This is a genomic window from Avibacterium sp. 20-126 (assembly GCF_044358625.1).
In the GTDB taxonomy this organism is placed as follows: Bacteria; Pseudomonadota; Gammaproteobacteria; order Enterobacterales; family Pasteurellaceae; genus Avibacterium.
Genome location: NZ_CP091457.1, coordinates 1,280,343 through 1,298,239, shown reverse-complemented (window position 1 = coordinate 1,298,239; position 17,897 = coordinate 1,280,343). Strand labels below are relative to the sequence as shown.

Here is a 17,897-nt window from a genome sequence, read left to right as displayed (position 1 = left end):
TTTTCTAACTGAGTAAGGTTAATAAGGCTTGTACAGGGTGTTTCGGCTGCCATTTTTCAAAACGTTTAACTTGGCTACGGCAAGAGTAGCCCGTGGCAAGGCAATAATCAGGATTTTTATCGACAAGTTTTTCTTTCCAAGAACTGGCATAAATTGCTTTAGACATAGCAAAATGTTGCGTTTCGTGCCCAAATGTTCCCGCCATTCCGCAGCAGCCAACCGTTTCCACTTGCAAGGCTTGCCCAAAGGCAGCAAAGATTTCTTGCCATTCTTTCGGGCTATTTGGTAAGGCGGTGGATTCTGTACAGTGGGGGAATAAATGCCACTGTTGCCCTTCAGGTAAAGTGCGGTGGTTTTTTTGTGAATTTTTTATTCCTTGCGCTAATTGCTCAGAATGTAACTGATTTTTCAGCCATTGATGTGCGGTAAGCACTTGGAAATCACCACGTTCATCACCTAAAATTTCACGATATTCATCACGATAAGACAGCACAATAGCGGGATCTACGCCGACGAGGGGCAGATTTAACTGCGCCATTCGATTTAAAAATGCCGCCTGATTTTTGGCTGTTTTAGCAAAGCGAGCGAGAAAACCTTTGATATGCTGGGCTTTGCCATTAGGCTTGAAAGGCAACAAAATGGGGCGATAGCCCAATTTTTGGGTGAGTGCCATAAAATCTGCCACAACTTTGGCATCATAATAAGAAGTGAAAGGATCTTGTACGATAAGCAGCATATTTTGCTTTTCGATTTCACTTAAGTGTTCTAATTGTTCTAAACTTAACCCTTGATAATTGAGGGCAACCAGTTGCTGTTGCAAATTTGGTTGGCTTAATAAGGGTAAATCCACCATTCCTAAGGCTTTTTTGGCTAGCGGCTGAGTGATTTTGGCTGCCGTGAAAAAGTTAAAAAATGTCGGTGCTTTTGCCATATAAGGGGCGATGAACTCCACATTAGACACCACATAGTCTTTAATTGGGCGAGTGTAACGTTGATGATAAAAATGTAAGAATTTCGCACGGAAACTTGGCACGTCAATTTTTATCGGACATTGGCTAGCACAGGCTTTGCACGAAAGACAGGTATCCATCGCCGCTTTCACTTCGTGAGAAAAATCATATTCACCGCGGAATTTTCCAAGGCTATGACGAATTTTGGCGACAAAATCGGTGAGTTTTATTTGGTTTTTGCGAAAATCTAATTGCTCAGGGGAAACGCTTTGGTTCGCCAGTAAACGTAGCCATTCACGCACCATTGCCGCACGTCCTTTCGGCGAAAATAAGCGATTTTTACTTACTTTCATTGAAGGACACATTGCACTATGTACATCAAAATTAAAACATAATCCGTTACCGTTGCAATTCATTGCCCCAACAAATTCCGTTTTCATCTGTATTGGAATTTGACGATCTTGATCTGCACGCATTGGCGATAGGATAGCGTAGAGTGTTTGAGTACTATCAAGTGCGGTGCAAATTTTGCCCGGATTTAGCCGATTGTGCGGATCAAACAGCGTTTTTATATAACGTAATTCTTGCCATAATTCAGGCGTGAAGAAGGTTTCACCATATTGTGAACGCATTCCTTTGCCGTGTTCGCCCCAAATTAATCCACCATATTTATGTGTCAGCTCTGCCACTTGATCGGAAATTTGCTTGAACAGTTTCACTTGTTCTTTATCGCATAAATCAAGGGCTGGGCGAACGTGCAAAACGCCCGCATCAACGTGGCCGAACATTCCATATTCAAGCTGGTTGCGATCTAATAACGCACGAAATTCACGAATATAATCCGCTAAATGTTCTGGCGGAACGCAGGTATCTTCAACGAACGGAATCGGTTTTGCTTGACCTTTTGCATTGCCTAATAAACCGACGGCTTTTTTGCGCATTGCATAGATGCGTTCAATAGAGGGTAAATCATTACAAACTTGATAACCGATAATATCATCTTGATTTTGCGAGATTTTTTCATCAAGTTGTAGGCAAAGTTGTGCCACTTGTTTTTCTATCAATGATTTGCTATTGCCAGCATATTCTACGATATTCAAACCAAGAATGGGATTTTCTTGATCTTCGATAAGTAGATCGCTCACTGAATGCCAAATAATATCTTGCTTAGCAAGGTTTAGCACTTTGCTATCTATGGTTTCTACCGAAAGTGCGTTGGCTTTTAGCATAAAGGGGGCATTACGTAATGCCGCATCAAAAGAGCGATACTTAATATTAATTAATGTGCGATATTGTGGAATAGGGGTGAGATCTAAGGTGGCTTCACAAATAAACGCAAGTGAACCTTCTGACCCCGTTAAAATGCGGGATAAATTAAATTCAGTTTCATCATTATTGAAGACATTCTTGAGATCATAGCCTGTTAAAAAGCGATTAAGCTGTGGTAAATCACGCAGGATTTCGTTACGCTTTTGCTGACAGCGCTGGAAAATCTCTTGATGCAGATGGCGACTACGCTGAGAAATAGGTTGTTGCTGTAATGATTGCTCAAAATCTGCGGTGTTGAGTGCGTGAGTATCAATCACTTCGCCGTCTATTAATACTGCTCGCAAGCCTAAAACGTGATCAGAGGTCTTGCCATAACGCAATGAACCTTGCCCTGAGGCATCAGTGTTGATCATTCCGCCTAACGTAGCACGGTTGCTGGTTGACAATTCTGGCGAGAAAAATAAGCCATAAGGTTTCAAAAATTGATTGAGTTGATCTTTTACCACGCCGGCTTGCACTTTCACCCAGCGTTCTTGCACATTGAGTTCAAGAATTTTGCTCATATAGCGTGAAAGATCCACAATAATATTGTTATTTAGGGATTGCCCATTCGTGCCAGTGCCACCACCGCGTGGCGTAAAAGTGAGTGAAAGGTATTTTTCTTTTTGTGCTAATTTGGTTAGGCGAACCACATCAGCGGTATCTTTAGGAAACAAAATGGCTTGCGGCAGTTGCTGATACACACTGTTATCCGTTGCAAGGCTTAAGCGATCTGCATAGTTTGAAGCAATATCGCCAGTAAAATGTTGGCGTTTGAGTTCCTCCAAATAATCAGAAACTAAAGGGGAAAGCTGTGGGACATCAGATAAACGTGGTAGCATTTTATTACTCATATAATGATTAACATAATAAATGAAGTTTAGCATATTGTTATGATCCTTTCATCGAAAGAAAGAGATCAATTTTGTTTTTTCTGAAAGGTAAAGCGATAAAATTGCCTTATTTTTGCTCAAAAAATCATCTTGAATAGTAAGTGATTGTGTGAATTTTGAGCTAAAAAGAGAAAAATCGTTTGATTTTCTATTTTTTCAAGCTGATAATATATTCGCTTTGAATAGGTTCGATCTTAATTAGATTGAACGCATAAGCGAAGTAGAAATAGAGAAGCTATCGTTCTCTAAATACTTATAAGATTAAACTTAGCCATACACTATGGGGCTATTTTATAAAAAAGTTTGTTTTTTTGTAAAAAAAGTTTAAGATCAACGTACACACATTATGTGTTTAGGTTTCATTTGGCAACTGATACTAAATGAAACTTTCATTTTAAATTTATTGATGACTAAATAGAGGATCATCCAAATGAAAAAAACTGCAATCGCATTAGCTATCGCTGGTTTAACTGCTGCATCAGTAGCACAAGCTGCACCACAAGCAAATACTTTCTATGCTGGTGCTAAAGCTGGTTGGGCATCTTTCCACGATGGTTATGGTCGTTTAGATGGTACGGATTATGGTGTTTTACGTAATTCCGTAACTTACGGTGTATTTGGTGGTTACCAAATTACTGACAACTTCGCTGTTGAGTTAGGTTACGATGATTTTGGTCGTGCTAAACTTCGTCAAGCTGGTAAAACAGTTGCCAAACACACTAACCATGGTGCGCACTTAAGCTTAAAAGCGAGCTATCCAGTATTAGAAGGTTTAGATGTTTATGGTCGTGTTGGTGCTGCATTAATTCGTTCAGATTATAAAACTCCTAAATCAGTAGGAACTTTCCATGAGCATAGCTTAAAAGTATCTCCTGTATTCGCTGGTGGTTTAGAATATAATCTTCCATCATTACCAGAATTAGCGTTACGCGTTGAATATCAATGGGTTAATGGTGTTGGTCGTTTAGAGCAAGATGGTCAACGTGTAGATTACACACCAAGCATTGGTTCTGTAACAGCAGGTTTATCTTACCGTTTCGGTCAAAGTGCACCAGTTGTAGCGCCTAAAGTGGTTTCTAAAACTTTCGCATTAAGCTCTGATGTAACGTTTGCATTCGGTAAATCTAATTTACGTCCAGAAGCACAAAGCACATTAGATGGCATCTACGGTGAAATCGCACAATTAAAATCTGCAAACGTTGCAGTAGCGGGTTACACTGACCGTATCGGTTCAGAAGCTGCGAACTTAAAATTATCACAACGTCGTGCAGAAACTGTTGCAAACTACTTAGTATCTAAAGGTGTTTCTCAACAAGCTATTTCTGCAACTGGTTACGGTGAAGCAAACCCTGTAACTGGTGCTAAATGTGATTCAGTTAAAGGTCGTAAAGCATTAATCGCTTGTTTAGCTGATGACCGTCGTGTAGAAATCGCGGTTAAAGGTAATGAATAATTTTTTGTTAATACTTTAATACGTTTATAAAAAAGACCTAAACGAAAGTTTAGGTCTTTTGTTATCTCATCATTTTATCGTTAAGGAAAAGAGAATGAAAAAGTGGATTATTGTGCTAATTGTCGCTGTCATCGCCGGTTTTACATTAATGACCAGCTACAATGGTTTAGTGCAAGCAGAAGAAAAAATTGATTCCGTATGGGCGAATGTTGAATCGCAATATCAACGCCGTGCAGATTTAATTCCCAATATCGTGAATACAGTAAAAGGTCAGGCTAACTTTGAGAAAGAAACCTTAACGGGAGTAATGGAAGCGCGTGCAAAAGCGAGCCAAACTAAAATTGATCCAAGTAATATGACAGAAGAGCAATTAGCGCAATTCCAACAGCAACAAAACTCTGTGGGATCGGCATTATCACGTTTATTAGTCACAGTAGAGAAATATCCAGATCTTAAAGCTCACGAAGGCTTTATGAATTTACAAGCCCAATTAGAAGGGACAGAAAACCGCATTAATGTTGCACGTGATAAATTTAATGAGGCAGCGCGTGAATATAACCAAAAAATTCGCCAGTTCCCAACGAAATTAGCGGCAATGATTTTTGGTTTTAAAGAAAAACCTTACTTCAAATCTGCCGTGGGATCTGAAAACGCACCGGTTGTCAGTTTTAACTAAGATCGATCTATTATGGCGCTATTTTCAAGAATCCCTTTTAACAAAAAGCAAATTGAGGTGGCAATTGTTCGCCTCGAACAACAAACTTCCGCAGAGTTGCGTGTTTATATTGAACGCCACATTGCAAAATCATCAAGTTCGGTAATGGAACACGCCTTATCTGTTTTTCAAAAATTAGAAATGACAGCCACACAAGCGCGTAATGGCGTGTTGATTTATATTGCTTATAAGGATCATCAATGTGCCATTATTGGTGATGAAGGTATTCATCAGTATGTAGGAGAAAACTTTTGGCAAGCACAATGTGCTGAAATGACAACGCATTTTAAGCAAAAGGTTTATACTCAAGGCGTTGTTAATGCGATTGATAACATTGCTCAAGTTTTGGCACAGCATTTTCCTATTCAGCCAAATGATCGTAATGAGCTGGATAATGAGGTGATTATTAATGATTAAGCTTATAAAAAGTGCGGTCGTTTTTTTGCTTGTTTTTTGGAGTTTAACCGCGAATGCGGTCAATTTCCCATCTCCCCCTAATCCTTTTCATTATGTCAATGACTATACTAAAACCCTTACTCCATCAGAAAAACAACGTTTGGAAAATAAGCTAGTTGCTTATTCTAAAGAAACCAGTTCACAAATTGCGGTGGTGTTAATTCCAAGTACGGGGAATTATGATATTGCACAATATAGCTTTGAATTGGGCGATAAATGGGGCATTGGTCGTAAACAGCTAAATAATGGCGTATTAATGTTGGTTGCCATCAACGATCGTAAGATTTTTATTGCCACAGGACAAGGACTAGAAGGAGCGTTGCCTGATGCTTTCCTTTCTCGCGTCATACGTAATGTCATTACTCCCGCCTTTAAACAGGGGCATTATATGCTCGGGATTGATCGTGGATTGGATTACATCATTGCCGCAAGTAAAGGGGAATATGATGCTGCTGAGACGGAAGAGGATGATTGGACACAATATATTCCAATCATAATGATCAGTATTTTTGTCTTATTTGTGCTGTTTGGCGAACTAAGTTGGCGTAGAACGCCTTATATCAGCCCCACCAATAATCACAATGGACAAATTTTCCGCCAACCACCTCTTGGCAGACGCCGTAGCGGTGGTGTTGGAGGCGGTTTTGGCTCAGGAGGTGGATTTGGTGGTTTTGGTGGCGGTTCTGGCGGAGGCTTTGGCGGTGGCGGTTTTGGTGGCGGTGGTGCTGGCGGAAGTTGGTAATACTTGATTATTCTGCTCGGGTTATTGGTATCTCAAGCCCCTTATGCTACAATCTGCCAACTTAATTAAAAACGAGGACAATTATGGAAACCTTAGAACGTATTAAAAAACAAATTAGCGAGAACCCAATTCTGATTTATATGAAAGGTTCACCGAAATTCCCATCTTGTGGATTTTCAGCAAGAGCGGTAGAAGCCTTAATGAATTGCAAAGTGCCTTTTGGCTATGTAGATATTTTGCAAAATCCAGATATTCGTGCAGAACTTCCTGCCTATGCGAATTGGCCAACTTTCCCACAATTATGGGTAGAGGGTGAATTAATTGGGGGCTGTGATATTATTCTGGAAATGTACCAACAAGGTGAACTACAAACCTTATTATCTGAAGTGGCTGAGCGTCATAAAGAAGAAAATTAATAAAATTTATACCGCACTTATACCAGTGCGGTTTTTTTATCTCAATTTTTTATTATTAAAACCGTGAATTACTTCACAAATTTAAATATTACTCTTTGCTTATTGGAAATGATTTGCATATTATTTGCACCATAATAAGTGCTATTTTAATAGCCTGTAATGGTCATATTTTGCTTTCCGAGTGTGCCTCTAATGAGGCACTTTTTTTATTTCTTATTTTACTTAAGCCAAGGTTTCACATATTCACTATTGAGTAACTTAATTTCGCTTTGTTTCCAGTATAAATCTAACGTCCTTTCCCCTTCCGCATAAGAATTAAGTGCATAAGGCGGATAAACGAAATGAATTCCTTCTTGATCGAAATAAAATTCAGGTGAAATATAGAAACCCTCTAAAGAAGTAAAAGGGATTTCCCCCGGCTCAAGCCCCTGTATGTAAATTTTCCATAGCGCATCGAGTAATTTGGGCTGATTTTCTGGAGAAATTAATTTTTCAAGGGTGATCAAGGCTTTTTGCTGAGCATCAAAATTGAGATAATGAGTCATACCAAACCCGTGCGCACCGCCCTCATAAGTATAGCTATCTATTCTAAATCCTAGCCAATTTTGGCGTTGTCCTAGGTAGTAGGAGGAAAGAGAGAATTCTTTTCCTATTGAGCCTTCGGCTAACATTTCTTTACGATATTCTTGATAAATTTGTGCAAATTTTTGACGGAGTTGATCTTTGTCGATTGTAGTCAGTGGTGGCGAATTTTCATTTTCTTCATTTGGGATATATTGCGCCCATTGTTGGCGAAGCAAAGCATCAAGCCATTCAATATGGGTTTCTGGCATCGTAACTGAAACATTGATATTTGCTTCACTTTCAGTGTTTTTGAGATTGAATGTTTCCTCTTTTTGGAAGAGCGGTGAAATTTCTACCTGCAATGCCGGAAATAAGGATTTCTGTGCATTGAGTTCATTTTTTAGTTGGGTGATTTCTTGCTGCTGGCTTTGTTGGGCTGTTTCCACTTGTTGCAATTTTTGCTGTAATTCAGCTACTTGTTTATCATCACAAGCAGAGAGTAAAAAAATCGTACAAAAACTTAAGGCAAAAATGGTTTTGTTCATTTGGGGTTTCCTCTTGATCGTTTTGTCGTCAGTATAAGTGAATAATGCGTTTTATTCGACAAAATGTTTATATTTTGTTTGCATAAATATTTCGTTATAATTGAGCGAATTTCGATGCAATATAAAAAATTATGACGTTACAAGCTAATAATAAAACCCTTTCCTTATCACAGCCCCAAATTATGGGGATTTTAAATTTCACGCCAGATTCTTTTTCAGATAGCGGTCTGTTTTTTGACCGCGACAAAGCCTTATTTCAAGTGGAAAAAATGCTTAATGAAGGGGCGACCATTATTGATATTGGGGGAGAATCCACCCGCCCAATGGCAGAAGAAGTGAGTCTTGAGCAAGAATTAGATCGCGTTGTACCTATGGTGGAAGCAGTGAGAAAACGCTTTGATTGTTGGATTTCTGTGGATACATCGAAGGCGCAAGTAATGGCAGAAAGTGCGAAAGTCGGAATGGATTTAATTAATGATATTCGTGCATTAACTGAACCCAATGCATTGCAAACCGCCGTACAATTAGGGTTACCCACCTGCATAATGCATATGCAAGGGCAGCCTCGAACAATGCAACAAAATCCGTATTATGAAAATGTGGTGCAAGAGGTATTAAATTTTCTGGAAAATCGCACCGCACTTTGTTTAGCCGCCGGAATGAAAAAAGAAAACATTATTTGGGATCTGGGCTTTGGGTTTGGGAAAACCGTACAACATAATTATCAATTGTTGCAACAGTTAGCGAAATTTACCCAAGATTATCCTGTCTTAGCCGGCGTTTCGCGTAAATCAATGATTGGAGCGGTATTAGATAAACCTGTTGATGAGCGTATTGTGGGTAGCGTTGCCGCCGCCTTAATTGCCGTCATAAATGGGGCAAAAATTGTGCGTGTCCACGATGTTGCACCCACTTCAGAGGCATTAAAAATTTGGCAAGCGACGCAAATGGCATAATCATAATAGTGTACAATGAATGTACGGATTTTTAACCATAAAAAATAAAAAGGAATACAAATGGCAGAACGCAAATATTTTGGTACTGATGGCGTGCGTGGAAAAGTTGGGACTTCACCGATTACCCCTGATTTTGTCCTTAAACTTGGTTGGGCAGCAGGAAAAGTGCTAGCAACGCAGGGTTACGGTACCGTATTAATTGGGAAAGACACCCGCATTTCAGGCTATATGTTGGAATCCGCCCTTGAGGCAGGTTTGGCGGCAGCAGGGCTTTCCGCCGCTTTTACCGGTCCAATGCCAACCCCTGCCATTGCTTATTTAACGCGCACTTTCCGAGCTGAAGCGGGCATCGTGATTTCAGCTTCTCATAATCCTTATTATGATAACGGGATCAAATTTTTCTCTACTCAAGGCACAAAATTACCTGATGACGTGGAAGAAGCGATTGAGGCAATGCTAGAACAGCCAATGGATTGCGTTGAATCGGCTCAACTTGGGCGCGCAAGCCGTATTAATGACGCAGCAGGGCGTTACATTGAATTTTGTAAAAGCACCTTTCCCGCGCATTTAAGCCTAGAAAATTACAAAATTGTGGTGGACTGTGCCAATGGCGCAACTTACCACATTGCGCCTAATGTAATGCGTGAATTGGGGGCGGAGGTGATCGAAATGGGGACGCAACCAAATGGAATGAACATCAATGAAAAATGTGGTGCGACCGATATTAAAGCCTTGCAGGACAAAGTATTAGAAACCAAAGCCGATATTGGTTTAGCCTATGATGGTGATGGCGACCGCTTAATCTTAGTGGATCACCTTGGTAATAAAGTGGACGGCGACCAAGCCCTATTTATTATTGCACGTGAAGCCTTGCGTGCGGGCAAACTAAAAGGCGGCGTGGTAGGAACATTAATGAGTAATATGCGTCTTGAACTCGCCTTAAAAGAATTAGCGATCCCATTTGTGCGCGCCAATGTGGGCGACCGTTATGTGTTAGAAAAAATGCAAGAAAATGGCTGGTTACTTGGTGGTGAAAACTCAGGTCATATCATTATTGCAGATAAAAATACCACGGGAGATGGCATAATCGCCTCACTGGCGGTATTAGCCGCCATGGTAGAACATCGTTTATCACTCAATGAATTGGCAAGTGCGGTGCAATTATTCCCACAAGTATTAATTAATGTGCGTTTCTCAGGTGGCAGTAATCCATTAGAAAGCGAACAAGTGAAAGCCGTTGCCGCTGAAGTGGAAAAACGCTTAGCAGGTAAGGGACGTATTTTATTAAGAAAATCAGGCACAGAGCCGTTAATTCGTGTAATGGTTGAATGTGAAGATGGTACACTTGCACAACAATGTGCTGAAGAAATTGCTGAAGCGGTGCGTGCCAATTAACAGTGTGGTGTAAAAGAAGCGAGTTTTTCGCTTCTTTTCTTCTAATTAAATAGAGTAGTAGTATGAAAATTTTTGTAATGCGACACGGCGAGGCGCAGACCATCGCCCCTTCAGATAGTGCAAGACCTCTCACAGAAAAGGGCAAACAGCAAGCATATCAACAAGGGCAATGGCTACATTCTATGAATATTCAGCTGGATAAAGTCCTTGTTAGCCCTTATTTGCGTGCGCAACAAACCTTTGAGCAAGTGAATTTGGCGTATCAAAATCAGCTGCAAACTAAGTGCGAAACGTGGGAGGGGATCACACCCTATGGGGATGCAGGCTTAGTGCGAGATTATTTGAATGTGCTGTTGGAAGACGGTGTGAAAACCTTGCTGATTATTTCTCATTTACCTTTGGTGGGGGATATCGTACGTGAATTGTGCGGCAGAAATCCTGCCAATTTTTACCCAGCCACGCTTGTTGAAGTGGACATCCATTGTGAAGACACAATAGGAAAAGTGGAAAGCATCAATTATCCTAGATAGCCTATTGCGTAAGAAAAAGTGCGGTAAAAAATACCGCACTTTTTGTTTTTATTCCTTTTCTTACGGCGTGTAATAGGTTGCCCTACCTATAACGAATAATCCTGATTACGCAAACCAATTTGATAGATCAGAATGGCATAAGATATGCCAAAAACGTCATTGAGCTACACAGATTATCTTATATATTATACTAATGATGATATAAATTAGGGAGTTATAATGATGTGGAGCTATCTTGCACTCAATTTAGCAATTTTTATCGCCTTGTTGATCGGCATAAAATGGTATTTTAATCAAAATAATACCTTATCGCATAGCGTGTTTTTAGGGTTAGTATTAGGGGGATTATTTGGCGGCGCATTGCATTTATTTTATGACGGTAATGTGCCAGTGATGAAAGAAACCCTGAATTGGATTGGCATTGTGGGCAGCGGTTATGTGAGATTATTGCAAATGATCGTAATGCCACTGGTCTTTATTTCCATTCTCTCTGCGGTTGCACGCTTGCAAGGAGCAAGCTCTTTAGGCAAGATTAGTGTCAGCGTTCTTTCTGTATTACTGTTCACCACCGCAATTGCAGCAGTGATAGGGATTACTATGGCAAATTTATTTGATCTCTCAGCCGAAGGGTTGGTGGCAGGTGATCGTGAGCTTGCGGCACAAGATCGTGTTCTGGGACGCGCAGAAAAGGTGGCAGGTTTAAATGTGCCGACAATGTTGCTTTCTTTTATTCCGAAAAATCCTTTTGCGGAACTTACTGGAGCCAACCCAACTTCGATTATCAGTGTGGTGATTTTTGCCGCATTTCTAGGCGTGGCGATTCTGCGTATCCGCCGAGAGGATGAGGAATTAGCGGCACGATTATCACAAGGTGTTGAAAGTTTAAATAAATTAGTGATGAGCCTTGTTCGTGTGGTGATTCGCCTTACCCCTTATGGCGTTTTGGCCTTGATGACAAAAGTGGTTGCCAACTCAAATCTTGCTGATATTCTTAACTTGCTTGGCTTTATTGTTGCATCTTATTTGGCGATTTTCTTAATGTTCGTGGTACACGGTATTTTACTTGCTTTGGTGAAAGTAAATCCAGTTCGTTACTATCAACAGGCTTTCCCAACGTTACTTTTTGCTTTCACTTCCCGTTCCAGTGCTGCAACAATTCCAATGAATATTGAAACCCAAGTATCAAAATTGAATGTGCCGTCAGCCATTGCGAATTTCGCCGCATCTTTTGGTGCAACAATCGGGCAAAACGGCTGTGCCGGCATTTACCCGGCAATGCTCGCCGTAATGGTTGCGCCAACCGTGGGGATTGATCCAATGTCGTTAGAATTTTTGCTTACCCTTGTATTAGTGGTAACCCTTTCTTCATTCGGCATTGCTGGCGTTGGTGGAGGCGCAACGTTTGCAGCAATTATCGTGCTTTCTACAATGGGCTTACCCTTAGCATTAGTTGGTTTACTCATTTCCATTGAACCTCTCATTGATATGGGGCGCACTGCGTTAAACGTAAACGGGGCAATGACTGCGGGCGTGGTTTCAAGCAGAATTTTGCGTAAAGCTTAATTTTATAAAAAGAGAAGTGCGGTGCTTTTTTAGAATTTTTTTCTCGCCTATCAAAAAGGCTAACTTGAGTTAGCCTTTCTTTTTTATCTTTTTATGCCTCTTTTTCTTCTTTATGCTCAGGCTTTAACCCTACATAGCCTCTGGCTTGTAAGGTGGCTTCTTTAGATTTACGAACCATTGTTTCAATGGTTGTGCCTTGAACGAGAATGGAGAACATTACCACGGCATAGGTCATCACTAAGAGCAAATCGCGCACGTTCATACCAATTTTAGGGATATATAGGCTACCCACGGGAAGAGAAAGTGCCATTGCCAGTGAAAGCCCTCCGCGTAAACCGCCCCAAGTGAGAATGCGTAAGGTATATGGATTGTATGTGGTTTTCATACTGAGAAATTTAAAGGGCGTCCATACACTAATATAACGACACAACAAACACAATGGAATAGCAATCAAGCTAAGGATAATGCCTTGATAGGTGAAGTTTACTAATAACATTGCTGCGCCAATTAACAGGAATAAAAGGGAGTTGAGGAAATGATCGATCATTTCCCAAAAATGATCTAAATAGTGCTGACTTTGTTTGGAAAATCCTGTGTGTCTTGTCCAGTTACCGATAATGATGCCCGACACCACCATTGCTAATGCGCCGGAAACTTCAAGTAAATCGGCAATCATAAAACCTGCCGTAGGAATAGTGAGCGTAAGGAGAATTTCTAAACTACCATCATCAGTAGCAGAAATAAGAAAGTGTGCGATTAATCCAAGGACTAAGCCAAATAATAATCCGCCGCCTGCTTCCATAAAAAAGAGTTCGCTGACATCGGCGATTGTCGGCTGTTTGCCCCCAAATGCGACGGCAAAAATAGTGGTAAAAATCACTAAGCCGACACCGTCATTAAATAAGGATTCTCCCTCTACTTTCATCGAAAGTTTTTTTGGTGCTTTGAGATTTTTGATAATCGCCAATACGGCAATAGGGTCAGTAGGCGAAATTAATGCACCAAACAACATACAATAGATAAAATCCACTTCCCAGCCAAGGACGTAAGTTAAAAGATAAAAACTTGAACCGATAAGGAATGTGGAGGCGAAAGTAGAAAATAAGGCGAGAATGGTGATTTCACATTTTTGGCTTTTCATTACGGGGAGTTTTATGCCTAGCGCCCCGGCAAAGAGAAGAAAACCTAAAATCCCGTTGAGCAGAAAGCTTTTAAAATCAATTTGTTCCATCACGCCCCTGGCAAGTGAATCAATGTGCAATAAATTGAAATGCCCCATTATTAACAAAACCAGAGAAGCAACCATTGAGGTGGCAGTGATGGCAATGGTATATTGAATTTTGTCATTAATTTTTTGCGTAATAAAACCAATCAAAATAGAAATGGCAGAGAGAAAGCAAATGTAGGTATAAACGTTCATTGAAGAGCCTTAATCAAAATAATAAAGAATTTTGCTAAGAAAAGTGGCTCATTTTGCTCCACTTGATAAAGGAAAGGGATGGAGAATAAGCCAAATTAATTGGCGTAGTATAAGTAAACTGCTATTATTTAGAAAGCACAAATTTTCAAAATACATCAAAATGAGTAAACTAAAATCCTTTTTTATTGCCCTGTTAGGGATGATTTTGCTTGGTTTGGGCTATTTGTGGTATAGCCTAGAAATTTATCCTGTTCCGCGAATTCAATTTCATACCAAAAGCCCATTGGCTTATCATCGTAAAGCACTGGATAGTGCAGTGACCTGTTTTTATACCGAGCAATCGGTTAAACCTATTGAGCAGCAGAACTTTCGTCTGTTAGTGTGGAATATGCACAAAGGGCAAGATAAAGGTTGGCAAAACGCACTTTCGCGCTTTGCGAAAGCATCCGATTTCCTTTTTTTGCAAGAGGTATCTAGCGAGCAACATTTAGCACAGCAATTTTCTCAGCAATTTCCTACCGCACTTTATGCCAGTAGCTTTGCTTATTTGGGGAAGCAATCTGGGGTAATGCTGATGAGTCATTTTCAGCCACAATCTTTCTGTGCGGGTTCCTCTGTCGAGCCTTGGATTCGTATTCCTAAAGTGGGGAATGCGATGAGGTTTCCGCTGTCGAATGGGCAATCTTTATTAACGATTAATTTACATTTGGTCAATTTTGAGCTTAACCCAGTTCGCTATCAACAGCAGTTAGAAGCTATGTTTAAACTGATTAAATCGCATCAAGGGCCAATTATTCTGGCAGGGGATTTCAATGCGTGGAATAGTGGGCGGATAAATTTAATCAAAAAACTCACCGCACTTTATGGCTTAGTTCCTGTCTCATTTCAGCCAGATGACAGGCTACGTTTTTTAGCGAATCCGCTCGATTGGGTATTTGTACGCGGTTTTAATGTGAAGTCTGCGCACACGATGCAAACCACCAGCTCCGATCATAATCCGTTACTGGTGGAATTAACCTTGCTTAAACCGCAGCCGTAATGACGATTTCCACTTTCCACTCAGGCAGTGCGAGTTTTGCCTCTACGGTCGCACGGCTCGGTGGATTATGACGATCCACCCACTCATCCCAAGCTCGGTTCATTTCCGTATAATCTTGCATATCAGCCAAGAAAATCTGTGCATTTAAGATGTTACTTTTATTTGAACCCGCTTCCGCCAGCAATTTATCAATCAAACCTAGCACTTCTTTGGTTTGCTCATAGGCATTGCCTTGTGTATTTTCTGGCACTTGCCCCGCCAAATAAGCCACACCATTGTAAATGCACATTTCAGCAAGGCGTTGATTGGTGTGAAAACGTTGAATAGTTGTCATCGTTTTTTTCCTTTCTATGAAATAAAAATAATTCGCAAAGATTATAGCGATTGTGCGTAAAAATAGCTAAAATTCTTGGTAATTTTTCACCGCACTTAGAAAATTTATTATGAAATTGCTTATTTCCAATCAACACGGTGCTATCGTGATGGCATTAATGCCGTTTTTATACGGAATGTTGCTCTCCACGCCGATAACACGCCATTTATTTCTTTTGCTAGCGTGGTGCTCTCTTTATTTGATGACCTATCCTTTTTTAAATTTATTTAAAGGCAGAAATCTTGAATTTTATCGTAAATGGACGCTAATTTACGCGACAGCTAGCTTACTTTTTGCCTTACCTGCCTTGTTGCATAACTGGCATATATTCTATTTTTTACTCGCAATGTTACCTTTTGTGGCAGTGAATATTTATTATGTAAAACAAAAAAATGAGCGAGCATTACTTAATGATTTTGCAGGGATTATTATTTTTGCGATCGCTGGAATGGCAGCGTATTATTTCGCCAATTCGCAATTCGATCATAAAATCTACTGGGTGGCGCTATATCCAAGCCTATTTTTTGTAGGTGTAACCCTTTATGTTAAATCTGTAATGCGTGAACGCAAAAATCCTCGATATTTACAAATTTCCATTCTTTTTCATTTGCTTTGTATATTAGGTTTTGCCTTATGCCAGCAATATGGGTTAGCGCTCGCCTTTTTTCCACCATTTCTCCGCGCCTTAATCCTTCCTAAATATAAACTTTCAGTAAAGCAAGTAGGAATGGTTGAAATGGGCGTATCATTATTGTTTTTTGTGATGTTGGTATGGCAGGTTTAAAATAAAGAGCAGAATAATAATTCTGCCCTTTAATATCATAAGTTATTTATTGATTTCTGTTTTATATTTGGGGGAGCGAGGGCCATATAAAATCCCATTTGGTTTTGTTGGTGATAATAACTGCGACCCTGCTAATTGAGCGATATCATAGCCTTTATCTAGTAATGTCCCAGCAACTTGATCAACAATAGCCCCAACAAGTGCGCCGATTAATCCACCGTTATTATTTTTCTGACCAGCATCAGATGCGATAGCTGTTCCATACCATAATTCTTTACCATTTTTAGCATCAACTAACTTCGCAGTTGCTTCAACGGTCGTTACACTCTGAATTAATTGATAACGTGTTCCATAGTCTTTTACTGTTATGTATAGTACTGCATCATTATTAAAAATAGAATGTAGCTTATCTAACTTAATATTATGGATATCTGCTGCATTGGTCAGCCCATTTTGCTTAAATGTTTCATTAACGACGGCAACAGGAAAAACATAATAACCAGCCTCTGATAATGGATAGGTTGTTGCTGTTAACATTCCCCAAGTGGCGTTAATTTCAGGCGACTCATTTAGTGGAGGTAAAACAAGGATTGAACTAGGGCGACTTTGTTTAAATGCAGTGTAGTCAATTGGGTCTGCTTTGTATGTTTGACAAGCAGTTAATACCAACACAGATAGCAATGGTAATAAAGATTTGATTATTTTCATTTTTTATCTCCATTAGCTTTATTTTTCATCAAAAAATCAATATATGAAGAAGATTCAGGGAACAATTTTTTTTCCTCTAAAAATTGTTGCCGTGCTTCATTGAACTGTTCTGTTTTGATCAGTAACAGACCCATATGTGCGTGCGCACCTGGAGCCACAGCATATTGCTCTTTTTGAGCATTATCAAAATAACTTTTCATTTGGTTAATTTGCTCGCCGAGAGAAGTATTATCATTTTTAAGATAGTTATATACAGCATTATTATAATCTTTCCAGTAATACATCGACTTTTGATGTGTTCCACAAGCGACTAAGAGCATAGCCATACTAAATAGTAAAGATGATTTAGACAATTTACGCATCATTTGCTACCTCTTTATGGATTGGGTTTCCAAGCACCGTTGTCGATAGATTCGGCCAAATTATTTACTGCTTCACGAATAGCAAGATCGAGTACTTTACCATTAAGTGTTGCATCATAGCCCGAAGTACCACCAAAACCAATGATTTCTCTGTTAGATAAGCTATATTCTCCCGCACCTTGTGTCGAATAAACAATTTCGGAAGTATTCACATCAACAATATTTAACGCCACTTTAGCATAAGCAATTTGTGATTTGCCACGTCCTAATATACCGAATAATTGATGATCACCGACATCTTTACGTCCGAATTCAGTGACATCACCTGTAATAACATATTTCGCGCCTTTCAGATTTTGTGTTTTTCGAGCAATGTTTGCTTCTTGCTTCAGGGCGCTTAAGTTAGTGCGGTTTAATACATTAAAGCGGTTAGTTTGCTGTAGATGAGTAACGAGAATTGTTTTGGCTTGACTGCCTAAGCGATCTTCTGAATCAGAGAAAACGCCTTGTTGGAAACTAGAGCGATTATCAAAATTCCCCACTGAAATTGGTGTTCTTATCCCATGATATTGAGTGTTGTAGGTACTGACTTTTGAAACTTCTAGGCTGCGAGAGGATTCGGTTGCACAACCTGAAAGAAGTGCGAGGCTCGCTATACTAACAAAAAGAATTTTTGAGTTTGTCATTTGTTTCTCCTAAATACAAAGGTGATAAGAAATATACTT

At 39.9% G+C, this 17,897-nt stretch carries 18 protein-coding genes; 11 read left to right on the top strand and 7 right to left on the bottom strand.

Features of this window, described 5'->3' with window-relative positions; translation table 11 throughout:
• Window positions 1-4: 4 nt before the first annotated feature.
• The gene (locus tag L4F91_RS05955) at window positions 5-3,100 is read right to left on the bottom strand and encodes an FAD-binding and (Fe-S)-binding domain-containing protein (RefSeq protein ID WP_395897835.1); all 3,096 of its coding nucleotides are present in this window, start codon (window positions 3,098-3,100) and stop codon (window positions 5-7) included.
• 481 nt (window positions 3,101-3,581) lie between these two features.
• Between L4F91_RS05955 and ompA the strand changes: the two genes are divergently transcribed.
• The 5 genes from ompA (at window position 3,582) to grxD (ending at window position 6,933) form a co-directional block, all read left to right on the top strand.
• Entirely contained in the window at window positions 3,582-4,604 is a 1,023-nt protein-coding gene (ompA, locus tag L4F91_RS05950; RefSeq protein ID WP_250350104.1) for a porin OmpA, read from the top strand.
• A gap of 94 nt (window positions 4,605-4,698) precedes the next feature.
• On the top strand, window positions 4,699-5,280 hold the full coding sequence (locus L4F91_RS05945; protein WP_103853020.1) for a LemA family protein: 582 nt from the start codon (window positions 4,699-4,701) through the stop codon (window positions 5,278-5,280).
• Window positions 5,281-5,292: 12 nt separating this feature from the next.
• Window positions 5,293-5,736 carry a TPM domain-containing protein gene (locus L4F91_RS05940; protein ID WP_395895354.1) on the top strand — a complete coding sequence of 148 codons (444 nt, stop codon included), beginning with the start codon at window positions 5,293-5,295 and terminating at the stop codon, window positions 5,734-5,736.
• Window positions 5,729-6,517, top strand: coding sequence for a TPM domain-containing protein (locus tag L4F91_RS05935; protein ID WP_395895352.1), 789 nt, complete (start codon window positions 5,729-5,731; stop codon window positions 6,515-6,517). The genes L4F91_RS05940 and L4F91_RS05935 overlap by 8 nt, the downstream gene beginning before the upstream one ends.
• 83 nt (window positions 6,518-6,600) lie before the next feature.
• Entirely contained in the window at window positions 6,601-6,933 is a 333-nt protein-coding gene (gene grxD / locus L4F91_RS05930) for a Grx4 family monothiol glutaredoxin (protein WP_250350107.1), read from the top strand.
• 218 nt (window positions 6,934-7,151) lie between these two features.
• Here the strand turns inward: grxD and L4F91_RS05925 are convergent, their stop codons facing one another.
• The gene (locus L4F91_RS05925; RefSeq protein ID WP_395895350.1) at window positions 7,152-8,042 is read right to left on the bottom strand and encodes a DUF3298 domain-containing protein; all 891 of its coding nucleotides are present in this window, start codon (window positions 8,040-8,042) and stop codon (window positions 7,152-7,154) included.
• A 131-nt stretch (window positions 8,043-8,173) separates the two neighbouring features.
• On the opposite strand from L4F91_RS05925, the gene folP reads away from it, so the two are divergent.
• The 4 genes from folP (at window position 8,174) to L4F91_RS05905 (ending at window position 12,486) form a co-directional block, all read left to right on the top strand.
• Complete coding sequence (gene folP / locus L4F91_RS05920) at window positions 8,174-8,998, top strand: dihydropteroate synthase (protein ID WP_395895348.1); 825 nt, start codon at window positions 8,174-8,176, stop codon at window positions 8,996-8,998.
• A gap of 60 nt (window positions 8,999-9,058) precedes the next feature.
• Window positions 9,059-10,393, top strand: a complete 1,335-nt coding sequence (glmM, locus tag L4F91_RS05915; protein ID WP_250350110.1) for a phosphoglucosamine mutase — start codon at window positions 9,059-9,061, stop codon at window positions 10,391-10,393.
• 62 nt (window positions 10,394-10,455) lie between these two features.
• A complete protein-coding gene (gene sixA / locus L4F91_RS05910; RefSeq protein WP_250350111.1) occupies window positions 10,456-10,923 on the top strand; it encodes a phosphohistidine phosphatase SixA in 468 nt (155 codons plus the stop codon).
• A gap of 222 nt (window positions 10,924-11,145) precedes the next feature.
• Entirely contained in the window at window positions 11,146-12,486 is a 1,341-nt protein-coding gene (locus tag L4F91_RS05905) for an L-cystine transporter (RefSeq protein WP_395897833.1), read from the top strand.
• Between the two features lie 91 nt (window positions 12,487-12,577).
• Here the strand turns inward: L4F91_RS05905 and L4F91_RS05900 are convergent, their stop codons facing one another.
• On the bottom strand, window positions 12,578-13,906 hold the full coding sequence (locus tag L4F91_RS05900) for a cation:proton antiporter (protein ID WP_395895345.1): 1,329 nt from the start codon (window positions 13,904-13,906) through the stop codon (window positions 12,578-12,580).
• Between the two features lie 160 nt (window positions 13,907-14,066).
• Here L4F91_RS05900 and L4F91_RS05895 point away from each other — a divergent pair, with 160 nt between their 5' ends.
• On the top strand, window positions 14,067-14,945 hold the full coding sequence (locus tag L4F91_RS05895; protein ID WP_395895343.1) for an endonuclease/exonuclease/phosphatase family protein: 879 nt from the start codon (window positions 14,067-14,069) through the stop codon (window positions 14,943-14,945).
• On the opposite strand, the gene L4F91_RS05890 is transcribed toward L4F91_RS05895, so the two are convergent.
• Window positions 14,929-15,279 (bottom strand): RidA family protein, encoded by a 351-nt coding sequence (locus tag L4F91_RS05890; protein WP_250350115.1) that lies wholly within the window; start codon window positions 15,277-15,279, stop codon window positions 14,929-14,931. The two genes, L4F91_RS05895 and L4F91_RS05890, sit on opposite strands and share 17 nt — an antisense overlap.
• Before the next feature lie 109 nt (window positions 15,280-15,388).
• Here L4F91_RS05890 and L4F91_RS05885 point away from each other — a divergent pair, with 109 nt between their 5' ends.
• Window positions 15,389-16,102 (top strand): YwiC-like family protein, encoded by a 714-nt coding sequence (locus L4F91_RS05885; protein WP_395895340.1) that lies wholly within the window; start codon window positions 15,389-15,391, stop codon window positions 16,100-16,102.
• A gap of 42 nt (window positions 16,103-16,144) precedes the next feature.
• Here L4F91_RS05885 and L4F91_RS05880 read toward each other — a convergent pair whose 3' ends face one another.
• The 3 genes from L4F91_RS05880 to L4F91_RS05870 are packed head-to-tail and all read right to left on the bottom strand — an operon-like array spanning window position 16,145 to window position 17,858.
• Window positions 16,145-16,810: a DUF799 domain-containing protein gene (locus tag L4F91_RS05880; protein ID WP_395895338.1), complete on the bottom strand. Its 666-nt coding sequence runs from the start codon at window positions 16,808-16,810 to the stop codon at window positions 16,145-16,147.
• Entirely contained in the window at window positions 16,807-17,175 is a 369-nt protein-coding gene (locus L4F91_RS05875; protein ID WP_395895336.1) for a DUF4810 domain-containing protein, read from the bottom strand. The genes L4F91_RS05880 and L4F91_RS05875 overlap by 4 nt, the downstream gene beginning before the upstream one ends.
• Window positions 17,176-17,186: 11 nt before the next feature.
• Window positions 17,187-17,858 (bottom strand): CsgG/HfaB family protein, encoded by a 672-nt coding sequence (locus L4F91_RS05870; protein WP_395895334.1) that lies wholly within the window; start codon window positions 17,856-17,858, stop codon window positions 17,187-17,189.
• Window positions 17,859-17,897: the final 39 nt, after the last annotated feature.